21 protein-coding genes are annotated in these 22,094 nt (G+C 67.6%); 7 read left to right on the top strand and 14 right to left on the bottom strand.

All coding sequences use genetic code 11. The features are described from left to right. Positions 1 to 256 precede the first annotated feature (256 nt). The 3 genes from LC062_RS14650 (at position 257) to nagA (ending at position 3,616) form a co-directional block, all read left to right on the top strand. Positions 257 to 1,144, top strand: coding sequence for a BadF/BadG/BcrA/BcrD ATPase family protein (locus LC062_RS14650; protein WP_224911782.1), 888 nt, complete (start codon positions 257 to 259; stop codon positions 1,142 to 1,144). Positions 1,145 to 1,424: 280 nt separating this feature from the next. Further along, positions 1,425 to 2,447 carry an SIS domain-containing protein gene (locus LC062_RS14645; RefSeq protein WP_224911781.1) on the top strand — a complete coding sequence of 341 codons (1,023 nt, stop codon included), beginning with the start codon at positions 1,425 to 1,427 and terminating at the stop codon, positions 2,445 to 2,447. Beyond that, positions 2,444 to 3,616, top strand: a complete 1,173-nt coding sequence (gene nagA, locus LC062_RS14640) for an N-acetylglucosamine-6-phosphate deacetylase (protein WP_224911780.1) — start codon at positions 2,444 to 2,446, stop codon at positions 3,614 to 3,616. Before LC062_RS14645 ends, nagA begins: the two co-directional genes overlap by 4 nt. Positions 3,617 to 3,640: 24 nt before the next feature. On the opposite strand, the gene LC062_RS14635 is transcribed toward nagA, so the two are convergent. Beyond that, a complete protein-coding gene (locus tag LC062_RS14635) occupies positions 3,641 to 4,828 on the bottom strand; it encodes a CaiB/BaiF CoA transferase family protein (RefSeq protein ID WP_224911779.1) in 1,188 nt (395 codons plus the stop codon). A gap of 73 nt (positions 4,829 to 4,901) precedes the next feature. Between LC062_RS14635 and LC062_RS14630 the strand changes: the two genes are divergently transcribed. Beyond that, positions 4,902 to 5,153 carry a MoaD/ThiS family protein gene (locus LC062_RS14630; RefSeq protein ID WP_224911778.1) on the top strand — a complete coding sequence of 84 codons (252 nt, stop codon included), beginning with the start codon at positions 4,902 to 4,904 and terminating at the stop codon, positions 5,151 to 5,153. On the opposite strand, the gene LC062_RS14625 is transcribed toward LC062_RS14630, so the two are convergent. The 6 genes from LC062_RS14625 to LC062_RS14600 all read right to left on the bottom strand — a co-directional run bounded on the left by LC062_RS14625 (position 5,129) and on the right by LC062_RS14600 (position 11,086). Further along, the gene (locus LC062_RS14625; protein WP_224911777.1) at positions 5,129 to 5,950 is read right to left on the bottom strand and encodes a HesA/MoeB/ThiF family protein; all 822 of its coding nucleotides are present in this window, start codon (positions 5,948 to 5,950) and stop codon (positions 5,129 to 5,131) included. The two genes, LC062_RS14630 and LC062_RS14625, sit on opposite strands and share 25 nt — an antisense overlap. Then, on the bottom strand, positions 5,947 to 6,435 hold the full coding sequence (locus tag LC062_RS14620; protein ID WP_224911776.1) for a SufE family protein: 489 nt from the start codon (positions 6,433 to 6,435) through the stop codon (positions 5,947 to 5,949). Before LC062_RS14620 ends, LC062_RS14625 begins: the two co-directional genes overlap by 4 nt. Positions 6,436 to 6,504: 69 nt before the next feature. Further along, entirely contained in the window at positions 6,505 to 7,632 is a 1,128-nt protein-coding gene (locus LC062_RS14615) for an anhydro-N-acetylmuramic acid kinase (RefSeq protein WP_224911775.1), read from the bottom strand. Between the two features lie 36 nt (positions 7,633 to 7,668). After that, positions 7,669 to 8,649 (bottom strand): radical SAM protein, encoded by a 981-nt coding sequence (locus tag LC062_RS14610; protein WP_224911774.1) that lies wholly within the window; start codon positions 8,647 to 8,649, stop codon positions 7,669 to 7,671. Between the two features lie 149 nt (positions 8,650 to 8,798). Further along, positions 8,799 to 9,863 (bottom strand): DegT/DnrJ/EryC1/StrS family aminotransferase, encoded by a 1,065-nt coding sequence (locus LC062_RS14605; RefSeq protein WP_224911773.1) that lies wholly within the window; start codon positions 9,861 to 9,863, stop codon positions 8,799 to 8,801. Then, entirely contained in the window at positions 9,860 to 11,086 is a 1,227-nt protein-coding gene (locus tag LC062_RS14600; protein ID WP_224911772.1) for an acyl-CoA dehydrogenase family protein, read from the bottom strand. The genes LC062_RS14605 and LC062_RS14600 overlap by 4 nt, the downstream gene beginning before the upstream one ends. Positions 11,087 to 11,426: 340 nt before the next feature. Here LC062_RS14600 and LC062_RS14595 point away from each other — a divergent pair, with 340 nt between their 5' ends. After that, positions 11,427 to 12,533, top strand: coding sequence for an apurinic/apyrimidinic endonuclease family protein (locus tag LC062_RS14595; protein WP_224911771.1), 1,107 nt, complete (start codon positions 11,427 to 11,429; stop codon positions 12,531 to 12,533). Here LC062_RS14595 and LC062_RS14590 read toward each other — a convergent pair. From LC062_RS14590 to LC062_RS14570, 5 genes are all read right to left on the bottom strand, one after another. Beyond that, positions 12,500 to 13,879, bottom strand: coding sequence for a HesA/MoeB/ThiF family protein (locus LC062_RS14590; protein ID WP_224911770.1), 1,380 nt, complete (start codon positions 13,877 to 13,879; stop codon positions 12,500 to 12,502). The two genes, LC062_RS14595 and LC062_RS14590, sit on opposite strands and share 34 nt — an antisense overlap. After that, positions 13,876 to 14,112 (bottom strand): hypothetical protein, encoded by a 237-nt coding sequence (locus LC062_RS14585; RefSeq protein WP_224911769.1) that lies wholly within the window; start codon positions 14,110 to 14,112, stop codon positions 13,876 to 13,878. Before LC062_RS14585 ends, LC062_RS14590 begins: the two co-directional genes overlap by 4 nt. Positions 14,113 to 14,193: 81 nt before the next feature. After that, positions 14,194 to 15,069 (bottom strand): ABC transporter permease, encoded by an 876-nt coding sequence (locus LC062_RS14580; protein ID WP_224911768.1) that lies wholly within the window; start codon positions 15,067 to 15,069, stop codon positions 14,194 to 14,196. Continuing rightward, complete coding sequence (locus LC062_RS14575; protein WP_224911767.1) at positions 15,069 to 16,013, bottom strand: ABC transporter permease; 945 nt, start codon at positions 16,011 to 16,013, stop codon at positions 15,069 to 15,071. Before LC062_RS14575 ends, LC062_RS14580 begins: the two co-directional genes overlap by 1 nt. A 127-nt stretch (positions 16,014 to 16,140) precedes the next feature. Continuing rightward, entirely contained in the window at positions 16,141 to 17,652 is a 1,512-nt protein-coding gene (locus LC062_RS14570; RefSeq protein WP_224911766.1) for an ABC transporter substrate-binding protein, read from the bottom strand. A gap of 205 nt (positions 17,653 to 17,857) precedes the next feature. Here LC062_RS14570 and LC062_RS14565 point away from each other — a divergent pair, with 205 nt between their 5' ends. Then, the gene (locus LC062_RS14565) at positions 17,858 to 18,817 is read left to right on the top strand and encodes an ABC transporter ATP-binding protein (RefSeq protein WP_224911765.1); all 960 of its coding nucleotides are present in this window, start codon (positions 17,858 to 17,860) and stop codon (positions 18,815 to 18,817) included. Next, positions 18,814 to 19,788: an ABC transporter ATP-binding protein gene (locus LC062_RS14560; RefSeq protein ID WP_224911764.1), complete on the top strand. Its 975-nt coding sequence runs from the start codon at positions 18,814 to 18,816 to the stop codon at positions 19,786 to 19,788. Before LC062_RS14565 ends, LC062_RS14560 begins: the two co-directional genes overlap by 4 nt. 7 nt (positions 19,789 to 19,795) lie before the next feature. Here LC062_RS14560 and LC062_RS14555 read toward each other — a convergent pair whose 3' ends face one another. Beyond that, complete coding sequence (locus tag LC062_RS14555) at positions 19,796 to 20,698, bottom strand: BadF/BadG/BcrA/BcrD ATPase family protein (RefSeq protein WP_224911763.1); 903 nt, start codon at positions 20,696 to 20,698, stop codon at positions 19,796 to 19,798. Then, positions 20,695 to 21,963 (bottom strand): UDP-N-acetylglucosamine 1-carboxyvinyltransferase, encoded by a 1,269-nt coding sequence (gene murA, locus LC062_RS14550; RefSeq protein WP_224911762.1) that lies wholly within the window; start codon positions 21,961 to 21,963, stop codon positions 20,695 to 20,697. Before murA ends, LC062_RS14555 begins: the two co-directional genes overlap by 4 nt. Between the last annotated feature and the right edge of the window lie 131 nt (positions 21,964 to 22,094).

Raw genomic sequence — 22,094 nt, 5'->3', positions numbered from 1 at the left:
GCGTCGTCCATGCGCGAAAACCAGCAGAAAGGGCACCATGCGCGGTGAAAACCTCACGACAACCGCTCAGAAAAGCATCAAGCTTCCGAAGGGCTTCCCGCTTCTCCGCCAAAGCGTCTGCAGCGAGTGCCATCGGTCTCGCATGGGCCTGGCACCTTGGCCGAGAACGCAAGATCCAGCCCGGCGACTGTCCGCGACAAACATTCACTGGAACTGAGTGGTATTTTTTTGGTACCATAGCCGCAAGGAGCGCAAGATGCTGGATCTGATGGTGGCCATCGATGGCGGGGGAAGCACGTGCCGCGCGGCAATCGCGGACCCGTGCGGCCGCATTCTCGGGCGGGCGACGACCGGTCCGGCGAACATCGTCTCCGCCCCGCACGAGGCCCGTGCCAACATCGTCGCGGCGACGCAGGCCGCGCTTGCGGAGGCCGGCATGGCGGACTGTTCCCTGTCCCGGTTTCCCGCGCTGCTTGGCCTCGCCGGCGTCAATACCAGCACCCCGGACACCCTGGCCGAGCCACCGCTGCCGTTTGCTCGAACCGTCTTCGTCGATGATGTGGAGATCGCCTTCGAGGGCGCCATCGGCGAGGGCGACGGGCTGATCGCCATTTTCGGAACCGGATCGGTGTTCATGTCCCGGCGGGGCGGCCAGGTGACCAAAGCCGGCGGCTGGGGCTTTGTCAGCGGCGACCAGGCAAGCGGCGCCCGTCTCGGGCAGGCGCTGATCGAGCAGACCTTGCTCGCCCATGACGGCCTGCGCCCGCCCTCCGATCTGTCCCGCGCCCTGCTTGACGAATACGGCAATGACCCGGGCCGGCTGGTCGCGTTTGCAACCGCTGCCGCGCCGGTCGATTTCGCCCGCCTCGCCCCGCGCCTGTTCAAAGCCGCCGACGAGGGCGATGGGCTGGCGCTGGCGATCCTTACCGAGGCCTGCGGGTTCATCGACCGGGCGCTTGATCACTTCGGCTGGGCGGACTGCCCGCGCCTGTGCCTGATGGGTGGGCTGGCGCCGCTTTATCGCCTCCGGCTCGCCGCGCGCCATCGCGACCGGCTGTCGGAGCCGCGCGCCGATGCGCTCACCGGCGCCGTTGCCAGGGCCCGGCGCCACTTTCACCCCGCCGCCGAAACACCGCACCGTTAGGGTCTGGATTCATAAATGAGGCTGACATGGCATGGGAAATGGCAAAGCCTCGCGAGGAAGGGCGTGCGGAGCGGGCTTGCTGCCCGGTCAAATGCGCTGACGATGCAGGGCGAAGCCATTTCCATGTCCTTGAGGATTTGACCGGATTGCGCCTGCTCTGCGTCCCGAAAGGCTTGAAAATGAACCACATTTCCTGCGCTTCCGCTCCTCGATCAGAAGCAATCCGCCTCAAACCATTTCGACCTCATTTATGAATCCAGACCCTAGGAGCCTGCCAGCGATGCCGACCCATATGCGCCGTGAGATCGATGAGATCCCCGAAGCGGTCTTCCGCCTGCTGTCCGGGTCGGGCGACGCCCTTGCCGAAGCAGGCGCGGCCTTGCGGGCGCGCGCGCCGACGGTGCTGGCGACCATTGCCCGTGGCTCCTCCGACCATGCCGCGCATTTCCTGAAATACGCGGTGGAGCTGACCCTTGGCATCCCGGTCGCCTCGCTCGGCCCCTCGCTCGCCTCGGTCTATGGGGTGACGCCGCGCCTTGGCTCCGGCGCGGCGCTCACCATTTCCCAATCGGGCCGCAGCCCGGATATCGTTGCCATGATGCAGGCCGCGCGGGATGGCGGCGCGCTGACGCTCTGTCTCGCCAACACCCTGCCCTCCCCCCTGTCGCGCACCAGCGATCACGCCATCGACATTTGCGCCGGCCCGGAGCAAAGCGTGGCCGCGACCAAGAGCTTCGTCTGTTCACTGGTCGCAGGCCTGGCGCTTTTGGCCGAATGGGGCGAGGACGCAGAATTGCGCGCCGCGCTGCACCGGCTGCCGGAGCATCTTGCGGCGGCGACCCGGCTCGACTGGCCCGGCCTTGCCGAGGCGCTGGAGCCGGCGCGCTCGCTTTATGTGCTCGGCCGGGGGCCGACCGCCGCCATCGCCCATGAGGCGGCGCTGAAGTTCAAGGAAACCTGCGGTCTTCATGCCGAGGCCTATTCGACCGCAGAGGTCCTGCATGGCCCGGTGGAGATTGTCGGCCCCGGCGTTCCAGTGCTTGCCTTTGCCGTGGCGGATGCGGCCGAAAGCGGCATCGCCGCCACCGTCGACGGCCTCGGCCAGAAGGGCACCGACGCCTTCCTCACCGGCCCCTCCTCCGGCAGCGCGGCCCGGCTGCCGCGGATCGATACCGGCCACCCGCTCCTTGATGCCGCTGCCGCCATCGTTCCCTTCTATGCCTTCGTCGAAGCCTTCGCCCGCCAGCGCGGGCGCAATCCGGATGCTCCCCAGAGCCTGAGAAAGGTGACCGAGACCCGATGAGTACCGTTACCGCCATCACCTGTGCCCGCCTGTTTGACGGCGCGAACTGGCATGACAACACCGCCCTTCTGATCGACGGCGACCGGATCGCCGGTCTCGCAGCGCCCGGGGATTTGCCCGAAGGGTGCCGGATCGAGCGGGCCGACGGTCAGTGGCTGGTGCCCGGCTTTGTCGACCTTCAGGTCAATGGCGGCGGCGGCCTGCTGCTCAACGACGCGCCGACCGCCGAGACCATCGCCACCATCTGCGCCGCCCATCGCCCGTTCGGCACCACCGCCTTGATGCCGACGCTGATCACCGATACCGCCGAGACCACTCAAGCGGCGATCGACGCCGCCGAAGAGGCCGCACGCGCGAACATTCCCGGGTTTCTCGGCCTTCATCTGGAAGGGCCCCATCTGGCGCCGGCGCGCAAGGGCGCTCATGACGCGGCGCTGATCCGGCCGATGGAAGACACGGATCTTGATCGGCTGACCGCCGCCGCCCGTGCTCTGCCGGTGCTGATCGTCACCCTTGCCCCGGAAAACGCCAGCCCGGCGCAAGTGACCGCGCTTGCCGAGGCGGGCGCGGTGGTGAGCCTTGGCCACAGCAACACCGACTGCGCCACCGCCCGGGCCTATGCGGCGGCCGGCGCCCGGCTCGTCACGCACCTCTTCAATGCCATGAGCCCGCTCGCCCACCGGGAGCCGGGCCTCGTCGGTGCCGCGCTCGATACCGGCACCCTGTCGGCCGGGCTGATCGCCGATGGCTTCCATGTCGCCCCGGCGGCAATGGCCATTGCCCTCAGGGCCAAGGCCGGGCCGGGGCGGATCTTCCTCGTCACCGATGCCATGGCGCCACTTGGCACCGACATGACCCAGTTCACCCTGAACGGGCGGACCATCTACCGCTCCGGCGGCCGCCTCACCCTTGACGACGGCACCCTGGCCGGGGCGGATATCGACATGATTTCCTCCATCCGCCTGCTGCACCGGGAGGTCGGCATCCCGCTCGATGAGGCGCTGAGGATGGCGAGCCTTTACCCGGCCGAAGCGGTGGGCGTCGGCGCCCGCAAGGGACGACTTGCCGCCGGGTATGACGCGGATGTGGTCGCACTCTCGCCCGAGCTTGCCGTCCGGACGGTCTGGACCGGTGGAGAGCGGCAGGACATCGCCAACGCCGACACCTGAAGGGCTGCCGAGGGACGCCCGGGCTCAGATCCGGCCGGCGGCGGAGAGCCGGTCGATCTCCTCATCGGCCATGCCCAGCCATTCGCGCAGGACCTCGCCGGTATGCGCACCCAGCGCCGGCGGCCCGCGAAACACATCCGCCGGCGTATCGGAAAGGCGCATGGCCGGGGCCGGCACCGGCACCTCGCCGCCTTCCGGGTGGTCGACCTCCACGATCTGCCGGCGATGGCGCACCTGCGGATTGTCGATCACATCGGCGATGGCCGCCACCGGCTCGCACGGCACCCCCGCCGCATGCAAGGTGGCAAGGATCTCTTCCGCATCGGTCCGGGCGCCCCAGTCGTCGATCAGCGCCTCCAGTTCCGGCACATGCTGGTTGCGGGCAACAAAGGAGGAAAACCTCGGATCTTCCGCCAGCTCCGGCCGGCCCATCGCCTCGATGAAGCGGATGAAATGATAGTCGTTGCCGGCAACGATGTAGATCCATTTGTCATCGCGGCTGCGGAAGCAGTGGGAGGGCGCGAGGTAACGATCCCGATTGCCCAGCCGGGTCTGCTCGCGGCCGAGAAGCTGCCGCTCGGCAATGGCGGTGGTCAGCATCGACATGGCGCTGTCCATCAAGGTGGCCTCGACCACCTGGCCGCGCCCGGTGGTCGCCCGCGCCTGAAGCGCGGCAAGCGCGCCGATCGCCCCATAGAGCGCGGTGGAATAGTCGGCGACGAACACGCCGGCCATGGTCGGCGGCCCGTCCGCCGGCCCGGTCAGGGTCATCAGCCCGCTATGGGCCTGGGCCGCCCCGTCGAAACAGGGATGGGAGGCCATCGGCCCCTCCTGACCGAAGCCGGAGACGCGGACCAGGATCAGGCCTGGATTGATGGCGGCAAGCTCCGCGTAGCCGCACCCCATCTTTTCCATGGTTCCGGGCCGGAAATTCTCGATGACGATATCCGCCTCCCCGATCAGCCGGCGCAGCAGCGCCTGCGCATCGGGATCGCGGAAATCAAGTGTCAGGCTGCGCTTGTTGCGGTTGGCGCCCATGAAGAACAGGCTTTCGCCCTTGAGCATTTCGCCGATGCGCCGCCCTTCTTCTCCACCTTGAACCCGCTCGATCTTGACGACATCCGCACCGAGGTCGCCGAGAACCTGCCCACAAAAGGGTCCCGCAATATATCGCGAAAGATCAAGAACCCTTATTCCTTTCAAAGACTTCATTTCACCATCCTTGACCTTTGAATTACTCTTATTATACATTAATTCTCAACCGGAGCGAGAAGGAGAAACTGTCATGAAGATCCGTTTCTATTCCTGGCTGAAGACCAGGACCGGCTGCGAGGAGGAGACGATCACCCTGCCCGAGACGGTCACCACCATCGAGGGGCTGACCGGGCTGTTGGCGGAGAGACACCAGGACGCGGCGGAGCTTTTCCGGATGCCCCAGGCCCTTCGCTATGTCGTCGACCGGCGCTATGTGGAACCCTCCCATGGGATTTCCTCTGCCGATGAGATCGAGATCTACCCGCCGGTGACCGGCGGATAGGCTGTCTCCGCCGTGCCGGCACCCCCTGCCGCCCCGGCGCAATGGGGACAGCCCGGCCGGCGATCGAGGCGCATGCGGCGCAGGTCCGCCTGCCAGCCGTCATAGACGAGAATGGTGCCGGAGAGACTGCCGGCGCCGCCAATGATCTCCTTCAGAACCTCCATCGCCTGCAGCCCGCCGATGACCGCGAGCACGGGGCCGGCCACGCCGATTTCGGAGCAGGGCGGGGTCAGGGCCGGCGTCAGGACATCCGGATAGAGGCAGCGAAAGCATGGGTTGCCATCGCCCGGACGGAAGGCGGCGAAGGTGGTGACCGTACCGTCGGCGATCTGCGCCGCACCGCTGACGAGCACCTTGCGCTGTGCCAGACAGGCCGCGTGCAGGGCATCGCGGGTGGCGAAATTGTCGGTGCAATCGGCGACAAGGTCGTAGCCGGCGATGAGGCCGGCGGCGTTTTCTTCGTTCACCGGCGAAAAATGCTCAACCACCTCGATATGCGGGTTGGCGGCGCGCAGGGCCGCCGCCGCGCTCGCGGTCTTCGGGCTGTCGAGATCGGCAAGCCGGTGGATCACTTGACGGTGCAGGTTCGAGACCTCGACGAAATCATAATCGGCGATGCCGATGGTGCCGACGCCGGCGGCGCCGAGATACTGCAGCACCGGGGACCCGAGACCGCCGGCCCCGACCACCAGCACCCGCGCGGCCTTGAGCCGTTCCTGCCCGGTCCGGCCCCAGTCCGGCATCACCATCTGCCTCTGGTAGTGCACCTCTTCTTCGGCCGTCAGCGCTGCGCTCATCCGTTTGCCTCCTGTCGTTCGCACGCCTCGGCGAAGTGCCGGATATGCTCCAGAATGCGCCGGAAACCATTGGCCCGGCTCGGCGCCAGAAAACCGCCGATCCCCAGTTCCTCAAGGCGGGAGGGCGGCAGCGCGACGATCTCGGCAGGGGTTCGCCGATGATAGAGGCGGGTGGCGACCGCCAGCAGACCGCGCATCATCCGGGCATCGGACATCGCCCGCACGCTGATGCGGCCATCCGCCGGATCGCGCGCCAGCTCCAGCCAGACCTGGGACTGGCAGCCGTGAAACCGGGTCTCGTCGCAGCAGCGCTCCGGCGGCAAGGCGACAAGCCCCGCCTCCAGGTCGAGCAGCGCCCGGACCGCTTCGCCCCAGTCACCCTCGGCGGCGAGCGCGCCGCGCAGCTCCGCCAGCACCGCGTCGACCGGCGGCGGCGGCGCCTGCGCTCCCGTCTGGTTCTGCGGGTCCCTCTTTGCATGCGGCATCCCTGGTCTCCGACCAAGAGGTTCGCCCCCGGATGCCGCCCATTCGCGAGGGCACCCGGGGGCACGGTATCAGGCGGCCTTGCGCGCTGGCGCCAGCACCCCGCCGGTGATGGGCGTGGCAACGCCGGTGGTCAGCGGGTAGCTGATCGGCAGACCGCGCATCGAGCGGACGGCGAGATAGGCGAAACACTCCGCCTCGATCGCATCGCCGCGCAGGCCCACCGCCTCCGCCGGCACTGGTTCGGCGCCGGTACGCCGGGCCAGCTCGCGCATGATCACCGGGTTCTTGCGGCCGCCGCCGCAGACGATGATCCTGTCCGGACGGCGCGGCAGCATGTCCAGCGCCTTGCCGACCGTGCCGGCGGTGAAGGCGGTCAGCGTCGCCGCGCCATCGGCCAGATCGAGCCCATCGGCCATCGAGGCGGGGAAATCGTAGCGGTCGAGCGACTTCGGGAAGTCCGCCGTCAGGAACGGATGGGTCAGAAGCTCGGCAAGCCGCGCCTCATCCACGGTTCCCGATGCGGCAATGGCGCCATCCACATCCATCTCTCCCTTGCCATGGCGGCCGATCCAGTCGTTGATCGGACCATTGGCCGGACCGGTATCGAAGGCAATCATCTCCTCGCCATCGCACCAGGTCAGGTTGGCGACGCCGCCAAGATTGAGGATCGCCGTCTCGGCTCCCGCGCCGATCTTGCGCAACAGCGCCTGGTGATAGATCGCCGAGAGCGGCGCGCCATGGCCGCCCGCGTCCATGTCGGCGCTGCGGAAATCATAGACCACATTGGTGCCGACCATCTGTGCCATGCGGGCGCCATCGCCGAGCTGGCGCGTATAGCCGCGTGCGCCGTTCTCCGGCGCGATATGCAGCACCGTCTGGCCGTGGAAGCCGACCGCCTCCACATCCTGCGGCCGGAAGTCATTGGCCTTGAGGAACCGGTTGACCGCCTCCGACTGGGCCTCGGTCAGGGCCAGTTCGGCCTCGCGGAAGATCGCCGGATCCGCCCCCTCGAACCGCCACTCCAGCGCCGCATCGACGGTGCGGCCCAACAGCCCGCGCAGATCCACCGGATAGGGGGCGAGATCCCAGGGGCCGAAGGTTTCCACCGTCTCGCCGTCGGTCTTGATCATGGCCACGTCGATCATCCCGTCGAGGACGGTTCCGGTCATCAGGCCAATTGCCCAAACAGGTGTCATCTGGTGTCTCCTCGTCACGTGTCATTCGGCCATTGCTCAGGCAATGGCGCTTTGTTCCTGGGAAAGATGTTGCGGCAGGATCCGGCCCGCCGGTTTGCGGCACGAGCTGCAATGGCCGACCGCGCTGCGTCCGTGGTCGGCCAGACCGCAGCGAAAGGCGAGCGCACCGGCCAGCACCCGGTCGGCGCCATCCGTCAGCAGATTGCCGACAATGCCCTGACGCCCGTGGCTGATGACGCAGACCGCCACGTCGCCATTGGGATTGACGCAGAACACATGCCCGGCCCAGAAGCAGGGGCGCTCGGGCACCGGCAGATGCGGCAGGACCTCCTCCGACAGCATCCGGTCGAGGGTCTCTTCGCTCTCCAGCACCTCCGGACGGCCGATCGCCTGTTCCGCCCCGCCCGGCAGCAGGGGCTTGACCTTCACATGCTGATCGACCCGCCGCAAAAGCTGCAGGAACCGCGGGTCATACTCCGTCAGCGGCTCGCCAAGGTCGATCTGGTAAACGCCAATGGTCAGGTCCTCGCGCCCGGCCGCATGGTCGAGCAGGGTTTCCAGCCCGCGCAAGGTCTTGTCGAAATTGCCCTCACCCCGGTTGAGGTCATGGGACAGGCGGTTGCCGCCATCGAGCGAGACGAAGATCTTGTGCGGGAAACGCACCGACAGGATCTCGCGCACCCGCTTTTGCGTCAGCATGGTGCCGTTGGTGTGCCACTGCAGCTTCACCTCGGGCATCACCTCGGCGACCGTCGCCAGCAGCTCGGCGAAGCGCGGGTTCATCAAGGGCTCGCCGCGCCAGTTGAGGTGGATGCTCTGGACCGCCACGGAGGGGTTGTCGCGCAGGTCGATCAGCATGCGGCGCAGATCCTCCGGCGCCATGTCCTCCCGGCCGTGGCTCTGCTTGGTGTAGCAAAGCCGGCACGCCAGATTGCAACGGGATGTCGGATCGAGCCACAGCCATACCGGGGACGCCGTGACCCGCGCGCTGAGGTCAAGTGTCGGTGCGACGCTCATGATGAACAATCCTCGCTGTCTGGACCACCTTCCCGGGCCGGCGATCCGCCGGCACCGGGCCTCCCGGTCTTCTTCAGTGTCGTTCGTTCGTCTTCATTCCCCGGCGCGGGTGTCCCGCGCGCCATCTCCCAATGGCGCTGTTTGCCGGCTTATTTTCGTGTATCGCCAGCCCTCCCCGCCCCTTCCGCCGGATAGTAGAGCGGCACGCACCAGTGGTTCTTCGCCACCCAGTCGGTGTTGGGCAGGTCGCAATCCGCCTTCAGAAGGCGATGACACGGCTGCTCGTAGACCTTGCCGGTCGAGCGCTCGATCGGGTCGAAGACGATGTATTTGTACAAGCCGCTGATCATGCCTTCGGGCAGCCGCACCCGGTTGGGATGCTGCGGATCGAGAACATCGCGGGCGTAGCGGTTCTTCCAGGCGACGATGTCCGCCAGCCGGCGGGTCTGCACCACCCCGAGCGCGGCGGTGAACTCATCGATCCGGTGGTTCATGCTGGCGATGCGGTAGCCGGAGCCGCGCCCATAGTCGCGAAAGGAGCGCAGGTGCCGGGCCATCTCCGGATCGCGGGTCACCACCATGCCGCCCTCGCCGGTAGAGATCGTCTTGGTCGGATAAAAGGAGTAGACGCCGGCCTCGCCGAAAGCGCCGGCGCGGCGCCCGTTCCAATGCGCACCATGGGCATGGGCGCAATCCTCGATCAGGCGGATACCGGTCTCCCGGCAATAGGCGGCGATCCGCTCCACGTCGAAGGCGATGTGACCGCCGACGTGGACGATCCACGCGGCCTTCGGCCGGTGCCGTTCCGCCTTGGCGACGAAATCGTCGAAGGCACCGCAAAGGTCGGCGCGATTGCAATCGTAGAAGATCACCTCGGCGCCCGATTGCATCGCCGAGCGAGGCGTGGCCAGAAAGGTGTTGGAGGGCGACAGAACTCGCTCTCCCGCCACGCCGATGTAGTCGAGCACCGCCAGCGCGCCGCCGGCCCAGTTGTTGAAGGCCACCGCCTCAAGCCCGGTCATTTCCGACCAGAGCGCCTCGAATTCGCGGGTGTGATCGCCATCGCTCCAGCGCTGCGACCGCAGGATCGACCGCCATTTCCCCAGCACCAGCTCTTCGTCGCGCGGATCGAAGGCCACGGCAAACGGCAGCGGCGGCGCGGCGACGAGCGGCGGACGCTCCCTCTCGACCTCTGCGATCAGCGAACCGGTCATAGCAGCACATCCTCCCCGGGCTGGCCGAACAGGGCGGCGCCCAGTGCCCGGCCGTGCAATTCGAACTGGTTCGCCGCATGTTGCCGGGCGGCGAGCAGGTCCTGGTACATCCGGCCGATGGGCGAGCCGCGATAGAGCGCCGCCGCCCCGGCCGCGCGATAAAGCCCTGAGGCCAGCGCCAGACAGCGCTCCGGCACCCTGGTGGCGGACAGCCGATAGATCCGCCGCTCCTCCAGCGGCGGCTCGCCGCCGGCGGCAACCGCTTCTTCCATGGCGGCAAAGCTCTGTTCCATCGCCGCCAGCATCTCGCTCGCCGTTGCCGCAGTCTCGGCGCACAGACCGCGCACATGCGGATCCTCGGCGATCTTCTGCGCCATCATCGAGGTGCGGTCCGCGTTCTGCGCAAGGAAGGTCGCCAGCATCCCCTTGAGCCCGCCGATGGAGGAGGTGGACACGGCGCGAAACTGAAGCTGCGGCAGCGGCAGGCGGTAGAGCGCGCTCCGATTGACCGTCAGTCCCGGACTGGTGCCAGCGAACCGGTCCGCATGGCGATGGGTGCGATGGGCCGGCACGAACGCCTCGCCAATCCGCAGCGCATGGCTGCCGGTGCCGCGCAGGCCGGTGACGTCCCAGTCGCGGACAATCTCCACCGCGTCGCGCGGTACCAGAAACGCGCGCGGCTCGAGCCCCCCGTCCTCAAGCTCGCTCCCGGCCTGGCACAGCCCGCCGAGGATCAGCCAGTCGGCGTGATCGACACCGCTGGAAAACCGCCAGAACCCGGAGAGACGATAGCCGCCCGGCACAGGCTCCGCCCGTCCGCCGGGCATGTTGCTGGAGGCAAGGATCGCGCCTGGGTCGGCGCCCCAGACATCCTCCTGCGCGCGCGGATCGAACAAGGCCAGATGAAACGCCAGAATGCCCATGTTGGCGAGCACCCAACTCGCCGACATATCCGCCTCCGCCAGCAGCGCCTGCAACCGGAACAATAGCCGGGGCGAGGCCTCATGGCCGCCAAGCGCCGCCGGTTGCAACAGGCGAAAGAAGCCGGCCTGACGAAAGGTCGCGACGGTTTCAGGGGAAAGCCGCTGGGCGTCACTCCCCGCTTCGGCGCGGGCCGCAAGATCGGGCAGCATCTGCCGGGCCGCGCGCTCCAGGGACCCAAGCCCGGACGGCATGCCGCCCCCGCCCGTTTCGTCCATGATCGCCGTCGCACCACCCTGCACAGCACCCTCCCATGGCATCAAACCGCAGCTTCGAAACCATAGATTTATATTGGTAATACAAAGGTATCCTAACACCAAAAATTCCAGTCGTACAACCGGTGAATGTTCGCGAATTTTCTCCCCTCATCCCGTGTATGAGATAAGAGGTCCGTTTGCCGTCAGGAGCTCTGGAATGCTGGAAAGCTGGCCGCTTTTGAGGCGCGCGACCAGATCGCCTTCGCGACACCCCGCCACATCCACATGACAAGAAAGAACTATTTTAAGAAAATCGATATTTGACAGCGCTTCAAAGCTTGCGCAGGATGCGTGAACACCCGCCAAGCGGAGGGACCAGTCTGCAATGACAGGTGGCCGGAAGTATCTTTTCGCCTTGAAGGCCGCAGCGCTCGACAGCGGTCAACTGTATGACCGCGCCGCGTTTTTGGCTTCAATTGGTCTTCCCATCACCCTCGAACTGCACACCTTCGGCGACCGCGACCTGACGGCATCGGACGGGCGACAAACCTGCCTCGATAATCTCGCCCGCCTCAGGGACGCCCATGGTCCGCTCGATCTGACCGTGCATGTGCCGCTGCAGAAGATCGATCTCGTCACCCGGGCCGATTTCGACGCGGACCAGGTTGCCGACGCCCTTGGCTTTGCCGCCGAGGCCGGGGCCGGGCGGGTCGTCCTGCACCGCTACTGGGGACTGGTCCATGGCCAGTGCCCGGCCCGGGCGCAGCGCGACGAGGCGACCATGGCCTTCAATGATGTCATTCGCTCGCTGGCACTTGGCGCGCCGGAGCTGATGCTGCTGGTGGAGAACGTCGGCCACTATTCGCTGCTGCCGCGCGATGGCACCAGCTTCGTCGCCGGGCCGCTCGATCACTTCTTCCCCTGGGAAATCGCCGAATTCCGCGCCTTCACCACCGGCGCCGGGCTTTCGAATGTGGAAGCCTTCGTCGATGTGGCCCATGCGACGCTGTCGGCCAACCTGTTCAACTGGCGCCGCCGGTTCTACCGGGAAACCCAAGGGGACGCCCGCTTCAGCGCCATCACCGATGCGGATCTCGACCGCGCCGACCGGCTGCATCCGTTCGATTTTGTCGATGCGCGCATGCCCTACCTGCATCTCAGCGACAGCCTGATGGTCGATCCGGCCGGTGCGACCGGTCCCGACATCCCGCTTTCGGCGCTAGTTTCCGAAGGACTGGAGCTTGGCACCGGCAATCTGCCCTGGGCGGAGCTGCCCGACCGGCTGGCCGCCGACACGGCCGATGCGCCCCTTCCTGCCGTCACCCGGCTGGTGCTGGAGGTCGAGCCGGGACCTGAGGACAGTCACATCCGCAACGGCGCGCAGCACAGATCCTTGCGCCTCGTGCAACAGGTGATGGCAGGCGCGGCACTCCCCCCCTCCAGCCGCCGCGCCGGCGGTCATGTCTCCAGCCGCCGCGCCGGCGGCCAGTGATCCGGCGGCGTGAACGGCGCCGCTTCCGCGCCCTGATCGGCCATCCCGCGCAGCGCCCGGCATTGGCACGCCGGGTCATGCGCCTGCCGCCGGTTGGTCACGTCGAGGCATTCGGCGATCAGGTTCATCTGCATGCGTTCGAAGGGCGGATCGAACCGGCCCGTCAGCCAACCGATCGCATAGCCGGCGGCCAGCGTGCCGCTGACGGTGGTGATGTAGCCGACCGTATCGATCTGCGGGATGTCCGCCGCTTCCGGCGGCGGCGCCGAGCCCGCCGTCGCCCGCAAGGCCGTCCGTTCCGCCTCCGACATCAACTCCTGACGCACCCGCAGCGGGTCGATCATCTTGCGGCAATGGGGACAGGGGTCGCCAGGCCTGAACCGGACAAGCTGCACGATCTGGCCGGTGACCCGGCCATTGGCCCCCTCGATCAAGCCGCCGCAATCGATCGCCGGCACCAGGTAGCGCCGTGCCACATCGGCCAGCGCCAGCCGGCTGCTTTGCTGGTCGGTGCAGCCGAGCACCACATCGGCGGTCGCCACCGCCTCGACAATGGCCCGCTGCGGCAACCGACCGACCCAGGCCTCCACCGCGATCTCCGGATCGATCCGCGCCACATGATCGCAGGCAAGCTCCGCCTTCAGGGTCCGCGCCGCCACATGCTCGGGAAAACTGGCGTGCATCCGCTCCAGATTGGACGGGCTGACATGATCGGAATCGACAATGATCAACCGGCCGACGCCGGCCCGGGCGAGGGTCGGAATGGCAATCGAGCCGGTGCCGCCAGCGCCGATCACCGCCACCGTCGACCGGCGCAGACGCTGATAGGCCTCGATGCCGAAGGCGCTGGTAAACCGCGCCACCCGGTCCGGCGGCGGCGCTGCCAGCCCCGGCGCCGCGCCACCGACAAAAAGCTCCGCATCCGGCTCGCCCTCCAGTGCGATGGCGGCAAGATCGTGCCATTTCCCGGCCAGCCAGACCCGGGCGGCGATCCGGCGCGGGGCGTCCTTGCCGCGACCCGCCGTCACGCTGACGAAGACCGGGCAGCCTGCCGCCCGCGCATCCTCCTCCTGCTGCTCGGCCGGGGAAAAGACCGGCGCCTCACCGGCGGCGGCCAGCCGCAGATGGCCCGCGATCAAGCCCGGCGGATCCCCGGCGTCCGGCCCGCCGATCCGCGCCAGAGTGAAAACGATGACGGTATCGCTCCGGCACCAGCCCAGGGTCAGATCCAGCGGCGCGGTGACGGTGGCCGCCGATGCCAGCTCGTCGAGACGATCAAGCTCCTGCCGCCCGATGCGCAGCAGCAGCCGCGCGGGGGCTCCCTTGCCTGAGTGCGGCATGCTCATCCGCCCATCACGAATTCGCGAGTAACGAGGAAATGCATACCGGCCTGGACCTCGATGTCGCCAGAACAGGGCACGGCGGCATAGCGCTCGCGCGCCGTCTCCCGCTCCACCACCGCATTGCGTGCCGGCACGCCGACCAGTGCGGCGATCTCGGCGGCGGACATGCGCGCGCGCACGCCATCCGAGGCATCGAAGCGGCGGCGATTGACGGTGATTTCCAGATCCTGTGACACGATGGCTCCTCCCGGTTGATGGGCCAGATCTTCGCGTAGCGCCTGCCTGCCGCCTTTCGCCCCGGTGCCGTGTGGAGCGCCTCAGCTGGCCTTGCGCAGGCGCGGGTCGAGATCGTCCCGCAGGGCATCGCCAAACAGGTTGAGCGCGAAGGCGACCACCAGAATGGCAAGCCCGGAAAACAGCGCCGCCCAGGGCGCCAGAAACAGGAAATTGCGCCCTTCCGACAGCATCATGCCGAGCGAGGGCGTCGGCGGCTGGGTGCCCAGCCCGAGAAACGACAGCGAGGCCTCGACCAGGATCGCCGAGGACAGGAGCAGGCTGAGCTGCACCAGAATGACGCTCGCCAGATTGGGCAAAATATGGATGAAGATGATCCGGATATCCGAGGCGCCGATGGATTTCGCGCTCATCACATAATCGCTCTCGGCGATGATCAGCGCCGGCCCGCGCAACAGCCGCGCGAAGATCGGCGTGTAGACGACGGCAATCGCGGCGGCGGTGGGAAAGCCACCCGGCCCCAGCACCGCGATCACGCCGATGGCCAGAAGCATCACCGGAAAGGCAAACAGCACATCCATGCCGCGCATGATGATCCGCTCGATCCAGCCGCGATAAAAGGCCGCCAGCAGGCCAAGGATGCCGCCGAAAACCAGCGCGGTGAAGACGGCGGCGAAGGAAATCGCCAGGGACGCCCGCAGACCGTAGATCACCCGCGACAGCACATCGCGGCCGAACTGGTCGGTGCCGAACCAATGGGCGGCGCTCGGGCCGCTCATGCGATGCAGGATATCCTGAAACAGCGGATCGTAGGGTGCCACCAGCGGCGCCGCCACCGCCAGAAACGCCTGCAGGACGATCAGCGCCAGCGCGACGACAAAGAGCCCGGACCTGCGACGCAAGAGCCCCGCCCGGATCCTGCCGCCGCGCGGCGGCACTGCGATTTCGCCGCCGCTCATCAGGAAATCCTCGGATCGATCAGGGCATAGAGCAGGTCGACCAGAAAGTTCACCAGCACGAAGGCGGTGGTCACCAGCAGGATGGTCGCCTGCAACAGCGGATAGTTGCGCTCGGCAATGGCCCCGAGCAACAGCCGGCCAAGACCGGGAATGGCGAACACCTGCTCGATGACGATGGCCCCGCTGAGGAGATACCCGGCCATGATGCCGACACTGGTCACGAACGGGATCAGCGCGTTGCGCAGGGCATGGCGGTAGAGCACGGCCCGCGCCGGCACCCCCTTGGCGCGGGCGGTGCGGATGTAATCCTGCTGCATCGCCTCCAGCAGGGTGGAGCGCAACAGCCGGGCGAGATTGGCGGTGATCGGCAGGCTGAGGGCCACCGCCGGCAGGAGCAGGCGGCTGACATTGCCCAGCGGGTCCTCGCTGAAGGGCACATAACCGAGAAGCTGCAGGCTCGGCGCGAAGGTCGCCAGCGCCAGGATCATCAGGATGCCGAGCCAGAACGGGGGAACGGTCAGCCCGACCACGGATCCGGCCTGCACGATCGCCTCGCCGCGCCGGCCGCGCAGCCGCGCCATCAGTATGCCCAGGGGCACGGCCAGCACCACGGCGGCGGCCAGCGCCAGAACAGTGAGTTGCAGGGTCGGCCAGATATGCGCGGCAATCTCATCGATCACCGGCTTCCCGGTCCAGATCGACACGCCGAAATCACCGCGCAGCACGCCGGACAGCCAAGTGACATACTGCTCGTGGATGGGCAGATCGAGCCCCAGCCGGGTGCGCATCGCGGCGATCCGCTCGGGCGTCACCTCCGCATTGGCGCCGAGCATGATCGCCACCGCATCGCCGGGGATCAGACGAATGAAGGCGAAGGCCAGAACCGACACCCCGGCCAGCACCACGCCGAGATCGACCAGTCGCCCGCGCAACAGCCTCAACATGGCCGGGACACTCCCACGATCATCGTCTCTCGGAGCTCCACCGCCGCGATTGCGGCGGCGGAGGTCGTCTCCCCGGTCGGCGCCGCAGCGCCCTGCATTGGGCGGCAGGCTTCCATCATAAGCCGGCTTACTTTCCGAGTGTCACGGATTTCAGCGCGCCAAGCGAGCGGTTCGGATAGATGGTGAAGCCATCGACCCCGTCGCGCATGGCCGTGTAAAGCTGGCCGTAGGTCAGGAACACCGCCGGCCCGTCGCAGGCCAGCATGCCCTGCACCTTGCCGTAGATCTCGCGGCGGCCGGCCGGGTCGGTCTCCTCGCGTCCCTGATCGAGCAGCGCATCGAGCTCGGCGTTGGCGTATTTGAACACATTGGTCGAACCGCCACTGCGGAAGGTGCGGTAGAAATAATCGTCCGGCTCGATCGTGCCCGAATTGAGCGAAACGAACATGTCGAAGTCCGAATTGCGCCAATCCTGGACGAATTTGCCGATTTCCGGAATGTCGAGGGTGACGGCAATACCAATTGCCGCCAACTGCTGCTGGATCACCTGGGCCAGCGCCTTGGTGTCGTCGCGCGGCAGCACCAGCAGCTTCAGCTCCACCGGGGTATCGACCCCGGCTTCCTCCATCAGCGCCTTGGCCTTGTCCACGCTGGGGGTGAAGCAGGCAAAGTCGCTGGTCGGGGTGGCGAACTGCTCCAGCGCCGGCGACAACGGACCGCCGGGCACGCCGGCACCGAACAGCGCCGCCTGGACGAGATCGCTGCGGTTGATGGCGTAGTTGATCGCCTCGCGCACCTTCGGGTTGTCGAGCGGCGCCCGGGTGACGTTGAGCCCGACCAGCGAATAGGCCAGCTCCAGGGTCTCCGCCAGCTTGATGCCCGGCTGAGCCTTCACCTGCAGCGCCGTCACCGCGTCGATGTTCGGCAGCATCTGGTACTGGCCGCTGGTCAGGCCGACCTGCCGCGTCGCCGCCTCCGGCACGATGTTGTAGGTCACGCCCTCCAGCTTCGGCAGGCCGGTCTGCCAGTAGCCCTCATGGGCGGTCAGGCGGATCGCCACATTCGGCTGCCAGTCGACGAAGCGGAAGGCGCCGGTGCCATCGGGCTGGCGCTGCAGGCTCTCGGTATCGCCGAGGTATTTCGCCGGCACGATGGCGATGGAGGTGAGCGAGGAGAGCAGCGGTGCGGACGGCGCCTTGAGGCGGATGACCACCGTCGAGGGATCCGGCGTCTCAACGCTCTCCACCGCCGCCAGGCGGCTGGCCAGCGGCGAGCCGGTCTTTTCATCCATCACCCGCTGCAGCGAGGCGGCCACGTCCTTCGACGTCATCACGCCGCCGGAATGGAAAGTCACGCCCTCGCGCAAGGAAAAGGTGTAGGTCTTCTTGTCCTCGGAGATCTCCCAGGCGGCGGCAAGGCCGGGGACGATGGCCAGGTTCTCGTCGAGCGCGGTCAAGCCTTCATAGACGGTGCCGTCAATGACCTGAAACGAGGAAAAGGCGGTGACGATATGCGGATCGAGACCAGAGGGCGAACTGGCGACGGCCAGTTCAAGCGGCGCCGCCTGAACCGAAAAAGCACCCAGAAGCGCGGACGCGGCAACACCCTGCGCCAGGACAAACTTGCGAAAACGGCTCATCGCTCTTCACTCCCCCCAAGGAAACCCGGCCCCTGTCATTCCTGTATTGCCGAGCCTGTTCAATGTTTGCTAGGCTAGTCCACATGAATACCAATTTCAAGCGACAACCACGAGGGTCATCCGAGGCGGGCGCGCAACCCGTGCCGCTCCGCCGATATGGCCACAACCGGCGTGCATCCGTCCATGACTTTCAAGCGATCCGCGCATGAGTGACGCGCCCCTGCTGGACATTCGCGACCTCGGCCTGAAGGCTGTGGCCGGCCCTCTGGTCGAAGGTTTCAACCTGACGGTCGAGAGGGGCGAGATGGTGGGTCTCGTCGGCGAATCCGGCTGCGGCAAGACGGTCACGGCCCTGTCGATCCTCGGCCTGCTGCCGCATCCCGCCGTTCAGGTGAGCGCGGGGCGGATCCTGTTTCGCGGCACCGACCTGACCACGCTGGATGAGCCGGCCATGAACGGGCTGCGCGGCAACCGGATCGCCATGATCTTTCAGGAGCCGATGACCTCGCTCAACCCGATCATGACCATCGGCGACCAGATCGGCGAGGTTCTGGCCCTTCACCGACGGCTTGACGGCGCGGCCTGCGCCCGGGAGACGGCGCGGCTGCTCGACATGGTCGGCCTGCCCGGCACCAGTGCGCAGCAGGGCCGCTACCCATTCCAGCTCTCCGGCGGCCAGCGCCAGCGGGTGATGATCGCCATGGCACTTGCCTGCGAACCCGACCTGCTGATCGCCGACGAGCCGACCACCGCGCTGGATGTGACGGTTCAGGCGCAGATCCTGGAACTGATCAAGGAGATGCAGGAGCGGCTTGGCATGGGCTGCATCCTCGTCACCCACGACCTTGGCGTGGTCGCCGATATCTGCGACCGGGCGGTGGTCATGTATGCCGGGCGGATTATCGAGAGCGGCAAGATCAACGCCCTGTTCGGCGCGCCGATGCACCGCTACACCCGCGCCCTGCTCGACACCATCCCGGGCGCGAACCCGCCGGGACAGGACCTGCCGGCCATTCCCGGCTCGGTACCGCCACCCGGTGAGCGCCCCTCCGGCTGCGCCTTCACCGGGCGCTGTTCCGCCGCGCTTGACCGCTGCGGGACAGATCTGCCGCCGGCGATCAACCGCGCCGATCATCACGTCTTTTGCTGGAACCCCGCCTCATGAGCGCCCTTCTTTCGGTGCGGAACCTGGTGAAACACTACCGCGACCGCGACGGCCAGCCAGTGCGCGCGCTGAACGATGTGTCCTTCGATCTGATGCCGGGGGAGATCCTCGGCATCGTCGGCGAATCCGGCTGCGGAAAGAGCACCCTCGGGCGCACGGTGATGCGGCTGGAAACACCGACCAGCGGCAGCATCCGGCTTGGCGATCTCGACCTGTCGCGGGCACGCGGCGGCAAGCTGAAGGCCGCCCGCGCCGATATCCAGATGGTGTTCCAGGACCCGTTCGGCGCCCTCAACCCGCGCCACAGCGTGGAGACGATCATCGGCGAGCCGCTCATCGTGCATGGCCGCCCGGACCGGGCGGCGCGGGTGCGGCAGTTGCTGGATCTCGTCGGCCTGCCGCAAGCGGCGGCCCGGCGGCTGCCGCATGAATTTTCCGGCGGACAGCGGCAGCGCATCGCCATCGCCCGGGCACTGGCGCTGTCGCCCAAGGTGATCGTCGCCGATGAGGCGGTATCGGCGCTGGACGTTTCGATCCAGTCGCAGATCCTCAATCTCTTGCTCGAACTCCGGCGCGAATTCGGGCTGTCGATGATTTTCATCAGCCACGACCTGTCGGTGGTGCGCCATGTCAGCGACCGGATCGCGGTGATGTATTTCGGCGCCTTCGTCGAATACGCCGGCGCCGGAGCGCTGTTCGATGCGCCGCTGCACCCCTACACCCGGGCGCTGCTGTCGGCGATCCCGTCGGTTCCGGGCAAGGCGCGGCCGCGGCATCTGGGGCGGATCGTCCTCAAGGGCGATGTGCCCGACCCGGCGAACCGGCCGGAGGGCTGCCCGTTTCATCCACGCTGCTTCGCCGTGCGCGACCAATGCCGCACCACGCCACCGGCGCTGGCCGTACAGACCGGCGGCACACAGCCGGAACGGCTGTGCGCCTGCCACTTTCCCGGCGCGGCCGGCCCGGCCTGATCCGCCCTTAAAGGTCGGTCCGGGGCGGGCGGCCGGCGAGCAGCGCCGCGCCGTCCAGCGCATCGCCCAGCGGGGCATGAATGCGCCGGCGCAGGTCCGGCGCCAGCCAGGCCTCCATCACGCTGCCGAGCCCACCGATCAGCGACAGACGCGGGGCACCGCGCTCCAGCAGCGCGCGGCAGATGCCTTCGATCGCCGTCGCCGCGTCCTGCATGATCGCCCGCGCATGGGCATCGCCCTCTTCCGCGTGGCGCACCACCAGCGGGGCCAGCGCCGCGTAATCCGTCGCGGTGGCGCCATCCATCCAGGCAACCACCTGCAGCGGATCATGGCCGAAGCGCCGGAGCACCTCCTCCAGGAGCGCGCTGGACGGCACGCGGCCATCATGGGCGCGCAAGGCCAATTGGATGGCACGCAGGCCGAGACTGGCGCCGCTCCCCTCATCGGACACCGGAAAACCATAGCCGCCGACCTTGCTGGCGACGCCGCCGATCCGCACGAAACCGCAACTGCCCGTACCGACGATGACGATGCCGCCATCACCGCCATTATGTGCCCCAAGACAGGCGATGATGCCGTCGCTTTCGAAGGTCAGCGAAGCAAATGGATGGGCGCGGGCGGCCAGCGCCTCGGGCATTCCGGCGCGGGAATAGCCGGCAACTCCGGCGGCTGCAAAGATCCCGCCGGCATCGCCGAGCGTCAGCCCGGCCTCGGCCAGCGCCCCGGTCCAGGCGGTCTCGATCGCCGCCCAGGTCGTGTCGATGCCAAGCCGGGTCGCCGCCGGTCCGGCCAGCCCCTGGCCAAGCACGCGGCCATCGGCGGCCTGCAACCGCGCCCGGCACCCGGTGCCGCCGCCATCGATGCCGAGAAACAGCGCAGCCGCGCCGCTGTCCGATACAGCTCCGCTCATGCGCCCGTCCGACGCTCGATCCGGGCGCCGCAGCGACGCAGCTTGCCCTCCACATCCTCATAGCCCCGGTCGATGTGGTAGACCCGGTTGACGGTCGTCCAGCCACGCGCCACCAGCCCGGCAAGCACGAGGCACATGGAAGCGCGCAGGTCAGTCGCCATCACGCTGGCGCCATCAAGCGGGGAGCGGCCGCGCACCCGCGCGACCGAGCCGCGATGCTCGATGTTCGCCCCGAGCCGTTGCAACTCCGGCACATGCATGAACCGGTTCTCGAACACCGTTTCGCGGATGGTCGACACGCCCTCCGCCTGGGTCATCAACGTCATGAACTGGGCCTGAAGGTCGGTGGGAAAGGCGGGAAACGGCCCGGTGGTCATATCGACGGAGCGCAAGGGGCCGTGCCGCTCGGCGATCAGCCCGCGATCGCTGGGAAAGACGGTCACGCCGGCCGCGTCCAGCACCTCGCAGACACCGCCCAGATGCTCCAGCCGCCCGCCGGTCACCTCGACCTGGCCACCGGTCAGCGCCGCCGCGATCAGATAAGTGCCGGCCTCGATCCGGTCCGGCAGGATCATGTGCTCGGCAGGCTGCCAGAGGGTCAGCCCCTCGACCCGGATCCGGTGTGTGCCGGCCCCTTCGATGCGCGCACCCATGCGCGCCAGACAGGTGGCGACATCGACGATTTCCGGCTCGCGCGCGCAATTGACGATCTCGGTTTCGCCGCGCGCCGCCGTCGCCGCCATCATCGCCGTGTGGGTTGCCCCGACAGAGGGGAAGGCAAGGTTGATCCGCCCACCTTGCAGGCCGCCGGCCCTCGGCGCGGTGACATCGATCACCCCGCCGGCGGTCTCCACCGAAGCGCCGAGCGCCGCCAGAGCCTCCAGATGCAGATCGACCGGGCGCGTGCCGATGCTGCAACCGCCCGGCCGGGAAATCCGCGCATGGCCGAACCGGGCTACCAGCGGCGCCAGCACCAGGAAGGAGGCCCGCATCCGCCGGACGATGTCCCAGGTCGCCTCGGTGTTGACGATCCCGGTGGCGTGCAGCACCAGCCGCCCCTGCCGGGGACCATCAATCCGGACGCCGAATTCGCGCAGCAACTCCAGCATGGCCGTGACATCGGTCACCGCCGGCAGATTGCCCAGCACAAGATCCCGATCGCTCAGCAGGCTGGCGGCAAGGATCGGCAGGGCAGCGTTCTTCGCGCCGGCCACCTGCACGGAGCCGTCCAACCTGTGACCACCTTCGATTTGCAGTCTGTCCATGCACCCACGCCGCTGCCAGCCGGCGGGCCGCCGCCGGACGCACCGAGTATCCGTCAGTTGGCCTGTGCCGACAAGGCCGGACGAACCATCTTTCCCCTGCGCGGCCCTCGACAAAATTCCCGGCAAAGAGG

Source organism: Stappia indica (assembly GCF_020177335.1).
Lineage (GTDB): Bacteria > Pseudomonadota > Alphaproteobacteria > Rhizobiales > Stappiaceae > Stappia > Stappia indica_B.
This window is presented reverse-complemented; position numbering and strand designations above follow the sequence as displayed.